Origin of the sequence: Leptothoe sp. ISB3NOV94-8A, assembly GCF_043421595.1 — a bacterium.
Classification (GTDB): Bacteria; Cyanobacteriota; Cyanobacteriia; order Phormidesmidales; family Phormidesmidaceae; genus Leptothoe; species Leptothoe turfae.
The window spans coordinates 5,557,417-5,575,073 of sequence record NZ_JAXSQW010000001.1; the positions used below are offsets into that span (position 1 = coordinate 5,557,417).

Consider the following 17,657-nt stretch of genomic DNA (forward strand, 5'->3'; position numbering starts at 1 on the left):
TGATGCCCTCAAATAGTGGGGCAGTTAAACGCCAGCCGTTACTGTCAACTCGCCAACCATACCAGCCTCAGCATGACCAGCAATTGAGCAGTGGAGTTCATAAATCCCTGGTTTTTGAGGAATAAATACCCATTCAGCCTCAGCTCCAGGCTTCAGCTCCAGTTCATGAATAGCACCTTTGACTTCGACCTGGCCTGCTTCTACTTTTTGAGTCCAGATTACATCCGCAAAGTCTTTGGCCGTAAAGTAATGCTTGACGGGGCTAGGATTATCTAGCAGCAGCTTATAGCGTTTACCAGCATCAAAGGTTAACGTGTCAGGTTCAAAGACCAGAGCACCTGATTTATCACCCAGGTGCACCTGTAGTGTATCTATCGGTTGTTGGCTTGGGGCTCCTGCGGCAAAAGCGCTATTCGTGGACAGTACTAAGATAGACAAGACTAGAAACAGCCCCATTAGAACTAGAGTTTGTCCCCAATTCTTCAAAGCGCTGAGGCAAGTGCGTAGGGTCACCATCATTCCCCAGACTCCATCACTCGGATCTACATAACAATCTTACTTGCCTGAGTGAATGCCAATACCCGCTACGCAAGAACCTTTAATACCAGTTCTTAGTTGGAGGACGTTTTATGGTGGCTGCCACAAAAGAAAGTGGTCCCTGGCAAAACAACCAGAGACCAGGGAGTCGTGATGAACACTGACAATCTGCATTACATGAGAGAGTACACAGCAGTTTTGAAACTGTGTGAGTCTATAGTTAAGCGTTGTAGCGAACACTATAACGTGAGGGGGTTAGATCTGGGGGTGACCGGCATAGCAACGGGAGCTCTCATTTTGAACCTACGGCCCAAGAAGGAAAGTTTAGCCTTGGTTTCGACAGTTTCAATGGACTGGGTAGAAGGCGTGTAGGGTGCGCCGAGGTGAGTGAGTTGCATGGATAAATTCCAAATAAATGTGTTTAGCGGTGACGGATTATAGCGCATTAGACAGCATGCTGACGATGGGGCAACACTCACCTGACTTGCCAATAGTATGGCTAAGCAAAAGCGCTAAGACCTTCCACCAACGGAAAGATTAAATCTTGTTTTTTCCATTATCGGAAAGAGTGGGAAATGACTATCTTTACAGATTCCAACATCCCAGGACTGTTTCTTCTTGAATATCTAGAGCTGAACTAAACCAGCGATTGATAATTTCCTCTCGGACATAGATAGATACCCCTGACAATCCCCTTATATGGCTTGGCAATCACTTGCGTGACTTATCAGAGGCGTTATCAGACTCAGACCACTCAGCACCAGCTTGCTTGGCATCAAGCACTGCCTTTTCCAGCAAAAAAGCACAAAGATTGCTCAGTGGTCGGCCATCATAGGCGGCCCACTGCTCTAGAGCTTCCGCTAGGCGGTCTGGAAGGGTTACTTGCACACGTTTGGTCATAGCGGCCATGATACCGCCTCTCATCTACAGACACACTTATTACATCAAATAGACATCGATTTGTGTTTTAACACCACTAAAAAATGTAAATAAGCTTGATCAAAAAGAATGTTTGTACTAAACTGCCAAAATGCATAAACAATTGTTGAGTCAACCATTAGCGACATTACGGGACATTATCCTAGCCAGCTCCATTAAGTTAGGATTCATGCCATGGTTAACATGGCTCATCCGTAGCTATGCCCAAGAAAAAACGCTTGGCTTAACTCATCAAACACCTAGCAGTGCCACCTCCGAGGACTCTACGCAGCCTGGCAGGTTTCAAGACCACGGCAGTAGCTCTACTTGGTATGCCTGGTTCGATGATAATATAGATGACTTCTACACTGCCGATCCTTCATCAGCACCACAACCACTAGAGCCCACCGACCTAGTCAACTCACTTCTAGAAAATCAAATCACCCTTTGGCATCACCCTGAATTCGCTCCATGGCTGATTGCCTTTGCTGAACAAGCCTTCTATCAATGGCCTGCTGAAATACCTCTTGATGCCGATCTAACTCAACCTGAGCAAGTCAGGTCACCGGAAACGCAACAAAAACTCTCCCAAGCTTTTAGTACTTTGCCACGAGAATTGGTCAACAATACTCACATACAGGAACTGGTATTGATGTATTTAGGCGCAAGTTACCCAGTTATTGAAGGATTTTCCAAAACTCCTGTAGCTCAAGCCACAGCAAAAGAACGAGAGCATTACCGTCAAGAGCGCTACGCAAAACGAACAACTTTCTATCAACAACATAACATTACGGCTCAGGAATAGATTGAGCAGAACTTAAATCTCAACTCACCTGACGAGCTAGACTGAGCACAAACCCATTGACAAAAATCTATTTCCGCAGTGACCTCATCCACTAAGGCTGTTTCTAGACACTGCTACAAATCTGTCTTATCCACTAACAACAAGGGCAGAGACTTCTCTTTCTCCACATAATGGCCATCTGTAAGCTATAGAATCTGCCATTTTTGGCCATTAAATCACCCAAACTCCGGAACACCCAAACTAGCATAGAGCAGATTCTTAGGCTCACCAATGAGTTTTTCTGGAGAATCCAGATACCTTTCGGTTAGCTATCGAAAAGAATGGGTCCAACTACATAGAAACCTTTCTTAAGGAATAGGTTGGCATGGCATCCGAAAACAAGTACAGGCGAACTAAAGCAGTGACTTGTTTGTGATCACACCCCATCCATCCTACTTTTAAAACACCCAGAAATCGGTCTTAGACAACCATTTTTTAGTTATTTGCCCCGTTCCATAACCTTTTCTTTACCGACAGATTATAGTCTGACATCTCCCGATATCGTTTGCGTAGCAGCCAAGATAGTTAAGCAATTTAATCCTGTCGTTGCAGCTATTCAAATCTGCGGTATCAAAGGGAAAAGCCCCCATTAAGTCAAGGATTACCTTGAGGAGCCCCCATAATGACCGTTTCTGTAAAGAAGCAAACGATCCCCAATCTGCGTAACCCTGATTATTACTGCAATCGAGAGCTGAGCTGGTTGCAGTTTAACGACCGGGTGCTCCACGAGGCCTTTGATGAGAGAACGCCTCTGCTAGAACGCCTCAAATTTCTAGCAATTTTCAGTACCAACCTGGACGAATTCTTCATGGTACGGGTGTCTGGCCTATTGGAGCAGGCACAAGCAAATATTACAAAGACTCCGGCAGATGGTCTGACACCTCAACAACAGCTAGAGCGTATTCATAGTCACCTATTACCAGTTGTGCAACGACAACATGAGTATTTCTTGGGTGAGATGCGATCGCAAATGGCTAACGAAGGTATCCATCTTCTCACCTACGATCGACTCAGCAAAGAACAAAAGTCTCACCTCGCCAAATTATTTGACTCCCGCATCTTTCCAATTTTGACTCCTCTGGGTGTTGATCCTGCCCATCCCTTCCCCCGCATGTCCAATCTCAGCCTCAATATTGCCACCGAAATTGAAGACCCCAAGAACCAAGAACGTCGCTTTGCCAGAATCAAAGTGCCGAACAACCTGCCGCGGTTCATTAGTTTGCCAGACGAACTCACAACTGTTAATGGTGAGTCAGTTCATTGGGTAGGTGTAGCCCTGGAAGATATCATCATTCATCACCTGGAGGCTTTGTTTCCAGGCATGACTATTCTCAGTAGTCATCTGTTTCGGATTACCCGAGATGCCGACTTCCCCGTACGTGAGGCAGAAGCTGACGATCTCTTACTAGCCATTCAGCAAGAGATTAGCAGACGTCGACTGGAAGGATCTGTCGTTCGTCTTGAGGTAGCATCAACATTTCCCCAGGAACTACAAGACTCTCTGATTCAAGAATTCAAAATTAGCCCTACTGACATCTACCAAGTAGACGGCTTACTCAACCTGCAGGATCTCTTTTTTTTTCTGTCTATCTCCAGACCAGACCTCAAAGATTCTCCCTGGGTAGCTGTTATCCCACCGCGTCTCAAACCTATCCATGAAGTAGACGTTGAAGAAGCTCTAGATCTACCCGATACTCACCCGGATATTTTTTCCATTATTCGAGATGGGGATCTGATGCTTCACCATCCTTATGAAGCCTTTGATGCCTCGGTGCAAACTCTGATCACCCAGGCTGCCCATGACCCTCAAGTGCAGGCCATCAAAATGACTCTGTACAGAACATCTGGGGATTCTCCCATCGTTAACGCACTGATTGAGGCAGCGAGAAATGGTAAGCAGGTAGCAGTACTGGTTGAGTTAAAGGCCCGATTTGATGAAGAGAACAATATCGAATGGGCCAGACGCTTAGAGCAATCAGGCATTCACGTTGTCTATGGGGTGCTAGGGTTAAAAACCCACACCAAAACAGCTCTCGTCGTGCGTGAAGAAGGCGATGAGCTACGTCGTTACGTTCATATTGGCACCGGCAATTACAATCCCAAAACTGCTAAGCTCTATACTGATTTGGGACTCATGAGCTGTCAAGAAACTCTGGGTGCGGATTTGTCCGATCTGTTTAACTATTTGACTGGCTTTTGCCACCAAAAAGCCTATCGCAAGCTACTGGTGGCACCGGTTACACTTCGAGATCGCATGATTGGCCTGATTCAACGTGAGATCGACCATTGCCTAGAAGGACGTCCCGGCAAGATCATTGCCAAAATGAATTCGTTAGTTGATCCTGAGATGACCCGTTGGCTGTACAAAGCCTCCCAAGCAGGCGTTCAGATCGACCTCATCATTCGTGGCATTTGCTGTCTCAAACCCGGCATTCCTGAGGTTAGCAAAAACATCCGCGTCATCAGCATTATTGGCCGATTTTTAGAGCATTCTCGGATTTTCTACTTTCAAAATAATCACCAAGAAGAAGTCTATATCGGCAGTGCCGATTGGATGCCCCGCAATCTAGATCGACGGGTCGAAGCCGTGACTCCTATCGAAGAATCAAGCTTGGTGGATGAACTCAAGGAACTGCTAGCCATTTTCATGGCAGATAACCGTCAAGCCTGGGAAATGCAGTCTGATGGCAGCTATGCACAACGCCACCCTCACTCTGATGAACCTGAGCGTAGCTCCCATCAACAGCTCATGCAACGTGCTACTGCAAGAATGTCCTAAAGCCAGTCATAGCCTAACTCACACCGAGATCATTACGTTTCCGCATCAAACTACATCAAATAGACAGTGCGGAAGGCTTCATGTTTCTATACAATATCCTCTTAATAGGAATAAATGCTCATCTTATAGTGCACTTGTTCCTATTAAGAAAAATGCTCATACATTAAAAATCCATTTTTATAAGCAGCGAGGGGTAAACATGTATATCGTACAAATCGCCTCCGAATGCGCTCCGGTGATTAAGGCCGGCGGTCTAGGGGATGTGGTCTATGGTTTGAGTCGCGAGTTGGAATTATCCGGCCATACAGTAGAGCTGATTCTGCCAAAATACGATTGCATGCGGTACGACCACATTTGGGGTCTACACGATGCCTACAAAGATCTCAAAGTGCCCTGGTATGGTGCCGAAGTTCGCTGTGATGTTCACTGCGGGTGGGTGCATGGACGTCTCTGTTTCTTTATTGAGCCCCACGACAAAGACAATTGGTTCCGCCGTGGCCGGTATTACGGCTGCGACGATGACCCTATGCGCTTTGCTTTCTTTAGTAAGGCAGCCCTAGAGTTTTTACAGCAAAGCAATAAGCGACCTGATATCATCCACTGCCATGACTGGCAAACAGGTCTAGTGCCGGTGATGCTTTTCGAAATCTATAAGTATCATGGCATGGAGCACCAGCGGGTGTGTTATACCATCCATAACTTTAAGCACCAGGGCAATGCTGGTACCGAGGTGCTATGGGCGACGGGTCTAAATCGCGAACCCTACTACTTCAATCATGAGCGGCTACAGGATAACTTTAACCCCTTCGCCCTCAACTACATGAAGGGTGGGATTACTTACTCCAATGCTGTTACCACCGTTTCACCCCACCATGCCTGGGAAGCACACCATGGAGACTTTGGCTATGGTTTAGGCCAAACGCTTCATATCAACCAGCATAAGTTTAAGGGCGTCCTCAACGGCATCGACTATAACCTATGGAATCCTAAGGTTGATACTTACATTCCCGAGCCCTACACCCCCGATACGCTAGACCATAAGCTTTACAACAAGAAAGCGCTACGCGAACGGCTGATGCTAAGCCATGATGACAAACCACTCGTCGCTTTTATTGGTCGCCTGGACGAGCAAAAGGGTGTACATCTGGTGCACCACGCCATGTACCGAGCCCTCGACCGGGGTGCTCAGTTTGTACTGCTGGGCTCAGCCACTAATGCCAGTATTAATGACCATTTCCATTACGAAAAAGCTCACCAAAATGATAATCCTAACTGCCATTTGGAGCTGGGATTCAACGAGGAACTATCACACCTGATCTATGCTGGTGCGGACATGATTGTGGTGCCGAGTAATTTTGAGCCCTGTGGTTTGACTCAGTTGATTAGCTTTAAATATGGCACTGTTCCGGTGGTCCGCGGTGTCGGTGGCCTCGTGGATACTGTCTTTGACATTGACTATGACGAAAGTAAACCGCCTGAAAAACGCAATGGTTTTGTGTTCTACCAGTCAGATAACTATGCTCTAGAGTCAGCATTAGATCGGGCGTTAGATCTTTGGTACACCGACCGCAAAGGTTTCCAAACGCTACAACGCCAGGGCATGGCCTATGACTATTCATGGCATATCCCTGGCCAACAATACGTTAAAATCTACGATTCAATCCGTCACCGCTAAGCTAACAACAGAAATCGATATCACAAGCAATACAAACCCCTTTGGCCAGGGTGGGCATTTTGAGATAGCACACCTAGTCATCTCAAAAGGGGTTTATTTGCCATGTCTAGTGCTGGCCTAAACAAGTGGACTGTTAGCGGTAACTTAGCTGCTGACGCCGCTGTTAAAACTGTCGACCTCCGCAGTGGTCGTCAAGCTCAGGTAGCTAGTGCCACTATCTATGTGCGCGGGGTGAAAGATAGAAATGAGTCTTTTACCGTGAGATTAAATATTTGGGAAGGCTCTCCCGCCTGGCGCACCCTAGCTTTTTTGAAAAAAGGTTCACTCATTATTTGTACGGGGAGTGTAGAGCCCACACCCTATGTATCAAAGACAGATGGCACGCCCAAAGCAGGACTCACTATGAAGGTTCTCGATATTGACTTAGATGTAGTAAAAGACCCTAATAGGGACAACAATCATAGTGATCAAAGGGCTAACGACAAAACTCCTGTAGCTGTATAAACACCTAGTCTTACGGCGAACCTATGTAGCGTTTTTTGAGGTGACTTAGTAGCTTTTAATGCCTTTGAAAGAAACATTCCAGCGTCTTTAAAGAAAGTTCAAGCGATCTTTGCTCAAGTGTTAGCTGATGGACATTATCTGGGATGAATTAGTGTGTAGACAAACAAATTATATGTAACCCACCCCCTATTCCTACACCCATATACAGAAACGGGCCGAGTTGTCGTCATTGACAATTCGGCCTTTATGCTTCTCATACCCAATCCGAATTTATTAAACCCGATTAAACATGGAGACTCCTGTAGGGGCAGTCCCTTGTGGATACCCTTAGATATCGAACGCTATCAATCAGGGTTTTGTATCATACGTCTTGCGAATAAAGACAACGAGTTTCAATTTTGTAAGGTCGAGCAGTGGATGACTCTGTAGGCTCTTCCAGTAGATTAAGGGATTTTCCTACCGTGAGCCCTAAACTATTCGTCATGGACACATTTTTCGCAGATGATCTTCCATAGGCATCGTAGTATCGAGCTATAAACCTCTCTGGATCTGACTCGCTCGGTTTAAGTGCGGCCAGGATGAGGTGATCGGATTCCAAGCTGAAAAAGCTCTGGCTGGTCGAAACAGGAGTAGAGCGATTTGAGGATGTCATTGCTTTAGGAAGGTAAGTCCTTAGGGGAATATTGAGTGCCCGAGCATGGTGGGGGGTGCAGGCCGATTGCCAGGAACCTGCATGAGGATAAATGGCATAGGTGAAATGATGATGACCGCGATCGCAACCTGGATCAGGCCATAGCGGAGCCTTTAATAAGGTCAGTCTTAACTGACTTGGCTGGGCATCAAACCCATGCTTACAGTCTGTCAAAATGCTCAGGCCAAATGTATCATCACTCAAATCAGCCCAGCGTAAAGCAGGCACTTCCCACTTTGCTTTTTCATGGTCAGTTATCGGTTTTGTAGGCCGCTCAATGGCACCGAAGGGCACCTCATAGGTCGCCTGATCAGCCTCCACAGTGGTCGGAAAATTAACCTTGAGCACCACCTGCGTCTCCTGCCAATCCACCCAGGTCTCCACTTTTAGCAAAGGAGACGCCGCTTCCAAACAATACTCTTGAACAATCGTGGATGTATTGAGCTGACGGGTAACACGCAAGCACTGGCGAACAGAATTACTAGAAATCCATTTTATCTCCAACAGCTTTGCAGGGGCAGCGGGATGATCGGCATAGTCTGGCGCAATATTCCATGCGTCCCAATACTGACCACTATCTTCAAAACACTGCAACTGATTTGCCGCTGCCTTAAAAATCTCTCGTCCCGTCGCCACATGAATACAGGAAGCAATGTCTCCAGTATCTGGAGAAACAACAACTTGTAAATACCCATTATCTAAAACAAGTTCATCTGAGTTTTGGTCGTCTCTCTTCTCTGAAGCATCAGACACGAGCGCATATAATCGATAGCCCACTGCTGGCACATCAGCGGCTAAAAAGCTGAGAACCTGACTCTCTTCGTTAGCCTTTTTAGCTAATGGGTTACTTGCTCGATGCACCTCATACTCCACTGGCTGCTTGGTTTCGCAATTAATAATTTGCCACTGGCCTAACGGTAATGTTGCAGTCACAACCTCCGTGCGTGACCAGCCATGGGCATTAAACACAAACAATGGTTGACCTTGCTCTGGTAATGATTGACCGGATAGGGTCTCTAATGCATTGACCAATGCCTCTTGCCCTAAGCTATCCACCTTAGACCACTCTTGGTTTGCATCTTGAAAGACTTCCGGAATCGATGAGCCTGGCAAAATATCATGGAACTGATTAAACAACAACCCTTTCCAGGCGGCCTCTAAGCTATCTTTAGGGTAAGGGTGTGCAGCTTTTATCTGCGCTATCGTTGACCATAGCTCCGCCTGATATAACAAATCTTCTGCGCGACGATTCTGTTGCTTTTGATCACTGTGGGCTGTGTAGCATCCGCGATGCAACTCCAGATATAGCTCATCATTCCATAGGGGTAAAGCAGGAAGAATTTGACTAGTAAAAAACGTTTGTTCTATGTCTGTACTGGGATAATCAGCGTGGGGTAAAGAATGAGATACAGTCTTTAAGAAGTTGACTGGGGTTGAGAATCTCACCTGGGGGAAAAATGGAGACTCTTGCCAGCGTCGCGCCTTAGCTAACATGTCACGGGTGGGGCCACCGCCGTGATCACCGACACCAGGTAACCAACATGCATGGGGGCTATTTGTTTTCTGTTCCCACTGCGCGGCATACTCTGCCATCTGGACAGGATCAAAATCCGTACCAATAGGAGGTAACGTCCACCCTAAAATTTCACTGCCATCGGGGGCTTGCCAACGAAATAGCTCATGGGGAAACTGGGTGGTGTCATTCCACCGGAGTTTTTGGGTGGCAAATATATTTACACCGCCTAGCTTGAGTAGCTGGGGCAGCTGCGAACAAAAACCAAAAGTATCAGGGAGCCATGCGATTAAACTGCGGGTACCAAACTTTTCTTGGCAATACCGCTGACCGTAGAGGATCTGTCGTGAGATCGCTTCTCCACTGACAATATTCAGCTCAGGTTCAACCCACAGCCCTGCATCAATAGACCATTGCCCTGCAGCCACCTGCTGCTGAATTTGACGAAACAGTTGAGGGCGATTGGTTTCTAACCAAGCAAATAAGGCCGGACTAGAGTGGGTATAGATCAGTTCAGGAAACTCCTGCTGTAGTGTCAAAACCGAGGTAAAGGTGCGCTCTGCCGCTTGCCAGGTATCAGCCACAGGCCACAGCCAAGCTAAATCTAAATGGGCATGGCCAACACAGTGAATTTGCCGCTGTTTCAGCCAATCGCCATAGGGCAACAGACATTGGCGCAAGTGGGCAAGACGCTGATGTAAATCGCCATTGCTGGCTTGCCACTCTTGAGTAATAAGATCCGTCACTGCAGGCAAGTTTTCTGGCGTCAACGTCTGCAAATAGTAATGCAGCACCTGTAATTCATCGGCCACAAAGCCAGGTTCAGGGCTGATGGCGTGATTTAAGGCCTCATAAATTAGATGCGATCGCACCAACGCCCCTGCATCATGCTTCGGACTTGCCAGGCGCAGCACCACCTCAAACGATTGTCCCGGCATCACCGCCTCACTCAAACAAAGACGCGTGAAGAAGTCGAACAAATCCCCCGCCTGGACGAACTCACCATTAATATAAAGCTGTGCATCTTCAGCCCACCAAGCAGTGACTAAACGCAGAGTCAAACCATCTAAGGGATAGCCATTCAGAGTATCAGGCACCGTAAACCGTTGATACAAGAACAGCACTCGTCCCTGAGACCAAGCAATGTGATGACGTTCATTCAACGGCATCACATCCCATTGATGCCCCTGTTCCATCGCCGCTGTCAGGCTGCCCCCCATATCCTCATACAAACCGTGCCAATGCATTTGCACATCCTGCTGACTGTAGGACCGCAGCTCTTGAATCAGGTTCGTCACAAATGAGATAGGGGCGTTCATACTTCCGCTAAGATCGAACTAAGATTGATCAAGGATCTGAGGATACTTGCCATACAACTATGCCATCGTCGTCTCGCCCCTACAAAAGCAAATTACTCAGATTCGTCCTGCAGCAGTGGCAGCAGGGGTTAGAACGACAAGATCGAGCTTGGCGGCAGCTACAGTCAACCGCCACCTGGGGTGCACAGGTCGCAGTGTTTCCCATCTATGTCGTCATGCGGGCATTAGAACGAGCAAATTTTGCCCTGGGCAGCAATAATACCCCTGACACTAGCAGCAGCCAACCCACTGTCCCCACCACTCGTGCTCAGGGCAATGTTACTGACCTTGAGCATTCGTTCACTGCAATTTTGACCCACACACAACAACTGCTCTCCTCAGAAGACTCATCCCAGCTAGTAATCGCCCCTTCAGGTAGCCTATTAAGCAAGGCACAATCTCTTCTATCTGGTGTTATTCAACGGATAAGGCAACAACTTCCAGGGAGCCAATTATCTACTAGGGGTTCCGCTGCTCTTACCAACATCCAAAGAAAACAGAGTCACCTCGTAACGTCTGCTAAACCTCAATACAGATCTAAAGGGTTAGCTGTGGCTCAATCTGCAAGAATGCGGCGACAAGCTAGGGCGGATTTGCTTCAAAATGGCACCACTCTGGCATCTTCTATCGAAACTCAAAAGATAGTTCTAGTGAACCCAAGCAATGAGGTCTTCGATATTTTTACCCCTGAACAACAGGCAGACCTAAAACACTACATTGCCTGCGTCATGAACGCCTATCGGGAATCGAGAACCATTGTCCCCCGTAAAACCAAGCAATTATCAGCTAAAACAATTCTGGCCATTGGTGCTGTCTTTATTGCCGCCTTACCGATGGAGTTTCGAAAAGCCTGGGCTCAGGTGGCACCGGGTCCAAAAGCCCTGAGTCTGCCCCCTCTAGAAACAAACAATCCTCAACCTCGCTCTCGTGTTTTTTACCCGTCTTCAGCGACGAAAGGTACTGTTAAAACACGGGCTCAACGCTTATCAAGTGGTGCAACCCATACCTACAGTGCCCGTCACCTATCCAGCAAAGATCCCCATGCGTTTGAAGCTAACATCAATGACGTTAGCTACTTAGAGCATCCTTTAGAAAGGATGCTGCGCTGGTTAGATCGGGTTCTGACTTGGTGTGAACATCGTTGGCAACAATGGCTTGAGGGTAGAGCTAACATGGGATAACCTAACGCATCCTGCCACCTATCATGCTCAAAATTTGGTATCGCCTGTGCCGCGCTATGCAAACTCATCGCACAGCCTTACTGCTAAATCTGGCAGTTATCGTTCCATTTGCCCTGCTCACAGCCTACATCAAAGTCTCAACCATACTTAACGGATACTCGGCAGGGCGAACGCTCAGGCGATCAACGGGTATTGACTTACTGATTACGTTATTTAGTGAGCCCTATTCCATACCCTATGAAGGAATTCTCACCGAGATTTCCGAAATTGTTTGGTGCTTCCCCATTGCACTCTGTTTCTTTACCGCCCATTTGTTACGTCATCGGCAACTGCGTCGATATTTAAGCTGTTTCGGTATATTTTTATCTCTGTTATTAGCAGATGATGCATTTCGGATAACTCTTATTCTCTATTCTTTATTAGATGTTCCTAAAATTTTGATGTATGGGCTTTACAGTAGCGTTGGAGTAGCGATCGCAATCTGCTTCTGGCGCACTATTTTGACAACACCCTATCGATTACTGCTAATTTCTGGCGCTTTACTAGTCTTTTCGGCAGCGGCGGATTTTTTACCCATTCGTGGCATTGGCACGCCCATCATGCTAGAAGACGGAACCAAGTTGCTTGGCCTCGTTAATCTAAGCATCTACGTTTGGCAATCAGCAAAATTAGCCCTTACCAAATTTCCTATGGCCAATCCGCCATCAAACACTAGCGATCGCACAGGTCAACTATTTCAGAACTTTTGATAGGCATCAACAGAATGCCCTCAAACATGCACTACTAAATCTTTTGAGCAACTTGCCATTGACGGTAGAAACCCTGAATTTCAGCTTCACTATAAATCTTTTCAACCTGAGGAGATCGATAAAGCCTATCCAGATATTCTGGGGGAAAGTTGATGTGCTGCTTAAACTGCTTATAGATTTTGCCTTGCTCTTTTCTTTTACCTGCAACATTGGCCTTCACAAGGCTTACATTATTAATATTCAGAAATTTGCTAAAGGCTTCTTCGACACAGTGATCAAGATGCTCTACTTTCAGAACCAGCAAATCAACATGATCATATGAGTAGATCTTAAATCCGTCAGTTTTAGAAAAGTCATTTAAGGGATTGTCAATAGAAAAAACGGGGCTAAGCTCTTCATCAAACCAAGTAAATGGGTGTTTTTCATCAAGATAATGATGAAAATATTTTTGGATCAAAGCCTCAACATTAAAATCATTGAGCAGAGCATTAAATTCAGAATTATAACGATTTTCCTGAAAAAACTTTGATATATTGCGAGCGACAGGATCTCTGACTAACGTTATGATTTTCCATTTTGATTTTGAGTCATTAAGACCTCGATCTAAACATCGTCTCAGGTATTGACTATGAATAAGATGTTCATCAACTCTATGAGTAATTAAAAACCGTTTTTTATACGCCTGCTTCACCTCATGGATAGAAGCAGGCTGTAAAGTATGCAAATGGTAGATGGAAGCATCAAGATTTCGATTTTTTAGTGTCTTATGTAAGCTAGTTGAAGCTACTTTACCCATCTGGTAAATCAAGATTTTATTGGCCTTCGTATCAGCCTTTGCAACCTTAAATTGTTCATAGAAATTTGAAAGATGAAAGTTTTTCTTAATTAACCATTGGATTAGTTTGCCTTTAACGCTTAAAGCCATTTATAGTTTTCAAATAAAAAAGTCAACAATATCAGTTACTTAGAACGTCCTCTAACAAGGATTTTACACTGGCTTGTTCAAGCGCTTACTTGGCTTGAAAGAGCCTGGCAGCAATGGATTGAACAAATAGCTAATATGGGATAACACGTATAGCCTTTACAGGATCAGGTAATTACAGTCGAGGTATATCTGTTTGTGAAGTTTGAGTGAAGTCCGTAAAGCAAGACGTCATAATTTATGGTGCCATAGATAAGCTTAGCTTGACGAGAATATGCTTGAAAGCAGGAATAAATTCTAAGAATTTATGTTGATATGGTGACAATCCAACAGGCACTCTTTTATCAAGGCTTGTGAGGTGATAGTACGCAATATCACCCACACTCTCAGAACAAAATTTATGAAGCTTACTTGAAGTCTCAGTATTAATGCTTTCAGGGATTGTGGAATCAGTAGTAACCTTATTGATCAGGAGTAAGCGTTTATACACAACGTATACACAAAAAGAAGTTCAAAACGGTGTGGCTTTTTATACTGTTTGGACGTGTGGAATGTCCAACTCACTTCATAAATCGCTCACAATTTATCATGATTGGCGATTGGCTTACTAACGTTTGCCCATTACTGCAATGGATGCACAAGAGAAGTACGCACCATTCTGTAGCCCATTAAAGATAAGTATTTAATAAGTATTTAAAACATCTATCTACTCATAATTATGCCGAAGCCCACGGTCACAAAGGATAATAGTCACAAGTCAACAGAATCTAATGCCGGTAATGAAATTGGTCAATTGGCTGTAGCCGCAACTTTTACCGCCGACCCTCTCAAGGAAATTCTTGAATTCTGGTTTGCTCAGCTGGGTTTGGCTATGGAAGTTAACCTAACTGATTACAATCAGGTATTTCAGCAACTGCTCAACCCTGCAAGTTTAATGGCCCAAAACACTCAGGGTATTAACTTATTGCTGATACGCATTGAAGATTGGATTAAATTTCAGACATCCGAGGAGCAGACTGAAGAAAATCTGAACGCTCTTTGTAGGGATATTTTAAAGAGAAATAGTCAGGATCTAATTAACGCTATCTTTGAGTCAGTTCAGCGTTCTTCAACACCCCATATAGTTGTTTTTTGTCCATCTAATCCAGATACATCAACTGAGACAATAGCCCTTTATAACCAGATTGAGCAAACGATTGTCGAAGAACTTAGCCCGATTAATAATCTATACCTGATACCGTCTGGGACAATTTTCTCGCGATATCCCGTTAACGACTTTTATGACGCTAGTCGCGATCGCATCGGCCATATTCCCTTCACTCCTGAAGCGTTTGCCGCACTCGGAACAATAATTGCACGGACAGTTCATGCCCTGAAGCGCCCCCCCTATAAAGTCATTGCTTTGGATTGCGATCGCACCCTCTGGCGCGGCATATGTGGAGAAGATGGTCCCCTGGGCATCGCAGTCGATGAACCGTTCCGGGCACTACAGTCTTTTATGGTGCGCTGTAATGAAGCTGGCTTCCTGTTGTGTCTATGCAGTAAAAACGTTGAAGAAGATGTTTGGCAGGTATTTGATCAGCGGGACGATATGCTCTTGGGTCGTGAACACCTGGTAGGTTGGCGCATTAACTGGCAGCCCAAATCAGAGAATTTGCGTTCTCTAGCCACAGAGCTCAACCTGGGGCTAGACAGTTTTATCTTCATTGATGATAACCCAGTAGAATGTTCGGAAGTACGGGCGCACTGCCCCGAGGTACTTACGCTACAGCTACCTGAAGAGCCCGACCAATTTTCTCAATTTCTCAACCATATTTGGCCCTTAGATACCCTCAAGGTTACTGAAGCAGACAAAAATCGTACTCAACTCTACCAACAAAACGCGGCTCGTAAGCAATTCGAACAACATTCCATAGACTTTAAGACCTTTATTGCCGGGCTACAGCTGGATATCAATATCGCCGCTCCTACGCCAGAGCAGTTTTCTCGTGTCTCTCAGCTAACTCAACGCACGAATCAGTTTAACGCTACAACGTGTCGATATAGCGAATCAGAGATACAGAGACTGTGTCAGACCGATAGCGGATATGGCTGCCGCGCTGTGACTGTTAAAGATAGGTTTGGGGACTATGGTCTCGTTGGGGTCATGATCTTCCAAAGACAGGCACACACATTAAATGTCGATAGCTTTTTACTCAGCTGCCGCGTCTTAGGTCGTGGAGTAGAACACCAAATGTTGAAGCATCTGGGTGAGGTTGCGGCCAATGACGGCCTGAATACAGTTACTCTAAACTATCGGCCCACATCTAAAAATTTACCAATTGCAGAATTCTTCACATCTGTTGGCCATTCCTACCAACAAGATACCCATGAAGGCTGCCAGTACGAACTCCCCCTAGAAGTTAGTCAAAATCTAAGCTTCAACTCCAGTGCCCCCACTCAACCATCAAAGGCAAAGGAAAACGTGCCTAGGGCAGAGCAAAACAATCCTATGGTTGCACAACAACAAAGCAAATCAGAACAATGGGCTCACATTGTTCATCATCTATGGCAGCCTATACAAGTACTTAATAACCTTACCGAGCAGCACCAGAGAAAACGCGCCCATGACGATAACTGGAGTGAGCCCAAAACAACCATAGAGAAAAAACTCAGTGAGATATGGAGTAAGGTTTTACGGATTGATAGAGTGAGTCTCAACGATAATCTATTTGATTTAGGTTGCACATCTTTACTCGCGGTAAATGCGTTTACCGATATCGAGACAATCTTGGGCAAGCGTTTACCGATATCAACACTTCTGGATGCACCCACCATAGCAACCTTAGCGAGCAAGATTAATCAGCATCAAGATCAGACATGGCATCCTTTAGTCACTGGACAAGTTGGTGGTAGTAAGCTTCCTCTCTACATCGTACATGGTGGCTATGGTGACATTCTAAGCACGGTAAAAATTGTTGCCCACCTAGATAATGAACAGCCAGTCTATATTCTACGAGGGATTGGACTAGATGGCCAACAACAACCATTACCGTCAATTGAAGCCATGGCCGGCGCTTACATTCAGGCAATTAAAGAGAAGCAGCCTCAAGGACCTTATCAATTAGTAGGGCAGTGTTCTGGTGGTATTATTGCCTTTGAAATGGCACAGCAGCTCACCAACCAAGGTGATATTGTTGAATTTTTAGGTTTGTTAGACACGCCACATCCTCAACTGGAAAATCACTTTACTAACCGGCTACGATACTATTTTCATCGTCCCACCTACCGTCACCACCAATGGGATCGCAGTTATTACTTGTTTACAGGAATTTACTACCTACGTCATCTGAAAGTATCATTTAACTATCATCTAGACGAATTACGTAAACACACCTTGGTAGAGCAGCTGCGGTATGTTGGCAGAAAGCTGAGTCAAATAAGCTCTAAACTAATAAATATCAAGGGTTTGACAACAGCTACCCAAAATATGGAGCAGCAAAATAAATGTGAGATAGCTACCGACCAACTAGCACCAGTTATAACTAATACTCAAAATAATACACATCATTCATTAGCTAAGCAGAGACGGATCAAGGACCAGTTCTTCGAGGTTTTTCTGCGAGCTCAGAAGGACTATGTTCCAAAGACCTACACTGGCAATATCAACTTCTTCTTAGCTCTACAGCAAAGCTTTGTACCTAAGCATCCTCCTTCATCATTAGCGTCCTTAAAGGCTAATCTAGGTCCCGTTCAAGATCGCAAAAAGCTATTATTTGGATGGGATACTTTAGTATCAAAAGGAAAGTTCTATATCTGGGATGTTGACTGCCCACATCCAGCAATGTTTGAAGATCCTTACATTCAACAACTGGGTAAGACAATACAAATAGCTCTTGATACTTCAAAAACCAGTCCAGAAATCAACAATGATAGTAAGCCAAAAGATATGGATATGATATCCACGGTCATATCCTAAGAACTGTTCCGGGCAGGCTGTTGCTAAA

Annotated in this window: 12 protein-coding genes; 7 read left to right on the plus strand and 5 right to left on the minus strand. The window is 45.4% G+C overall.

The window, feature by feature from the left end; translation table 11 throughout:
- Nucleotides 1-24: 24 nt before the first annotated feature.
- From SPB21_RS23825 to SPB21_RS23835, 3 genes are all read right to left on the minus strand, one after another.
- Nucleotides 25-519, minus strand: coding sequence for a cupredoxin domain-containing protein (locus SPB21_RS23825; protein WP_163659979.1), 495 nt, complete (start codon nt 517-519; stop codon nt 25-27).
- 257 nt (nt 520-776) lie between these two features.
- Nucleotides 777-935 (minus strand): DUF4278 domain-containing protein, encoded by a 159-nt coding sequence (locus SPB21_RS23830; RefSeq protein ID WP_163659981.1) that lies wholly within the window; start codon nt 933-935, stop codon nt 777-779.
- 313 nt (nt 936-1,248) lie between these two features.
- A complete protein-coding gene (locus SPB21_RS23835) occupies nt 1,249-1,446 on the minus strand; it encodes a ribbon-helix-helix domain-containing protein (protein WP_163659983.1) in 198 nt (65 codons plus the stop codon).
- A gap of 121 nt (nt 1,447-1,567) precedes the next feature.
- Here SPB21_RS23835 and SPB21_RS23840 point away from each other — a divergent pair, with 121 nt between their 5' ends.
- From SPB21_RS23840 to SPB21_RS23855, 4 genes are all read left to right on the plus strand, one after another.
- A complete protein-coding gene (locus SPB21_RS23840) occupies nt 1,568-2,260 on the plus strand; it encodes a hypothetical protein (RefSeq protein ID WP_499867855.1) in 693 nt (230 codons plus the stop codon).
- Between the two features lie 661 nt (nt 2,261-2,921).
- Nucleotides 2,922-5,078: a polyphosphate kinase 1 gene (ppk1, locus tag SPB21_RS23845; protein WP_499867856.1), complete on the plus strand. Its 2,157-nt coding sequence runs from the start codon at nt 2,922-2,924 to the stop codon at nt 5,076-5,078.
- Nucleotides 5,079-5,277: 199 nt separating this feature from the next.
- Nucleotides 5,278-6,753: a glycogen synthase GlgA gene (gene glgA / locus SPB21_RS23850; protein ID WP_163702928.1), complete on the plus strand. Its 1,476-nt coding sequence runs from the start codon at nt 5,278-5,280 to the stop codon at nt 6,751-6,753.
- A gap of 102 nt (nt 6,754-6,855) precedes the next feature.
- Nucleotides 6,856-7,257 carry a single-stranded DNA-binding protein gene (locus SPB21_RS23855; RefSeq protein ID WP_163659992.1) on the plus strand — a complete coding sequence of 134 codons (402 nt, stop codon included), beginning with the start codon at nt 6,856-6,858 and terminating at the stop codon, nt 7,255-7,257.
- Between the two features lie 361 nt (nt 7,258-7,618).
- Here SPB21_RS23855 and SPB21_RS23860 read toward each other — a convergent pair whose 3' ends face one another.
- Nucleotides 7,619-10,780 (minus strand): alpha-mannosidase, encoded by a 3,162-nt coding sequence (locus SPB21_RS23860; RefSeq protein ID WP_499867857.1) that lies wholly within the window; start codon nt 10,778-10,780, stop codon nt 7,619-7,621.
- 59 nt (nt 10,781-10,839) lie between these two features.
- Here SPB21_RS23860 and SPB21_RS23865 point away from each other — a divergent pair, with 59 nt between their 5' ends.
- Entirely contained in the window at nt 10,840-12,000 is a 1,161-nt protein-coding gene (locus tag SPB21_RS23865; protein WP_499867858.1) for a hypothetical protein, read from the plus strand.
- Nucleotides 12,001-12,023: 23 nt separating this feature from the next.
- Nucleotides 12,024-12,749, plus strand: coding sequence for a DUF8692 domain-containing protein (locus SPB21_RS23870; RefSeq protein WP_163659998.1), 726 nt, complete (start codon nt 12,024-12,026; stop codon nt 12,747-12,749).
- A gap of 34 nt (nt 12,750-12,783) precedes the next feature.
- Here SPB21_RS23870 and SPB21_RS23875 read toward each other — a convergent pair whose 3' ends face one another.
- On the minus strand, nt 12,784-13,674 hold the full coding sequence (locus SPB21_RS23875) for a putative capsular polysaccharide synthesis family protein (RefSeq protein ID WP_499060742.1): 891 nt from the start codon (nt 13,672-13,674) through the stop codon (nt 12,784-12,786).
- A gap of 715 nt (nt 13,675-14,389) precedes the next feature.
- On the opposite strand from SPB21_RS23875, the gene SPB21_RS23880 reads away from it, so the two are divergent.
- A complete protein-coding gene (locus SPB21_RS23880) occupies nt 14,390-17,629 on the plus strand; it encodes an HAD-IIIC family phosphatase (RefSeq protein WP_499867859.1) in 3,240 nt (1,079 codons plus the stop codon).
- Nucleotides 17,630-17,657: the final 28 nt, after the last annotated feature.

What these genes read in the sequence shown, in the direction of transcription:
- SPB21_RS23825 (WP_163659979.1), bottom strand. Translation starts at nt 519, where the DNA reads ATGATGGTGACCCTACGCACTTGCCTCAGCGCTTTGAAGAATTGGGGA.
- SPB21_RS23830 (WP_163659981.1), bottom strand. Translation starts at nt 935, where the DNA reads ATGCAACTCACTCACCTCGGCGCACCCTACACGCCTTCTACCCAGTCC.
- SPB21_RS23835 (WP_163659983.1), bottom strand. Translation starts at nt 1,446, where the DNA reads ATGGCCGCTATGACCAAACGTGTGCAAGTAACCCTTCCAGACCGCCTA.
- SPB21_RS23840 (WP_499867855.1), top strand. Translation starts at nt 1,568, where the DNA reads ATGCATAAACAATTGTTGAGTCAACCATTAGCGACATTACGGGACATT.
- ppk1 (WP_499867856.1), top strand. Translation starts at nt 2,922, where the DNA reads ATGACCGTTTCTGTAAAGAAGCAAACGATCCCCAATCTGCGTAACCCT.
- glgA (WP_163702928.1), top strand. Translation starts at nt 5,278, where the DNA reads ATGTATATCGTACAAATCGCCTCCGAATGCGCTCCGGTGATTAAGGCC.
- SPB21_RS23855 (WP_163659992.1), top strand. Translation starts at nt 6,856, where the DNA reads ATGTCTAGTGCTGGCCTAAACAAGTGGACTGTTAGCGGTAACTTAGCT.
- SPB21_RS23860 (WP_499867857.1), bottom strand. Translation starts at nt 10,780, where the DNA reads ATGAACGCCCCTATCTCATTTGTGACGAACCTGATTCAAGAGCTGCGG.
- SPB21_RS23865 (WP_499867858.1), top strand. Translation starts at nt 10,840, where the DNA reads ATGCCATCGTCGTCTCGCCCCTACAAAAGCAAATTACTCAGATTCGTC.
- SPB21_RS23870 (WP_163659998.1), top strand. Translation starts at nt 12,024, where the DNA reads ATGCTCAAAATTTGGTATCGCCTGTGCCGCGCTATGCAAACTCATCGC.
- SPB21_RS23875 (WP_499060742.1), bottom strand. Translation starts at nt 13,674, where the DNA reads ATGGCTTTAAGCGTTAAAGGCAAACTAATCCAATGGTTAATTAAGAAA.
- SPB21_RS23880 (WP_499867859.1), top strand. Translation starts at nt 14,390, where the DNA reads ATGCCGAAGCCCACGGTCACAAAGGATAATAGTCACAAGTCAACAGAA.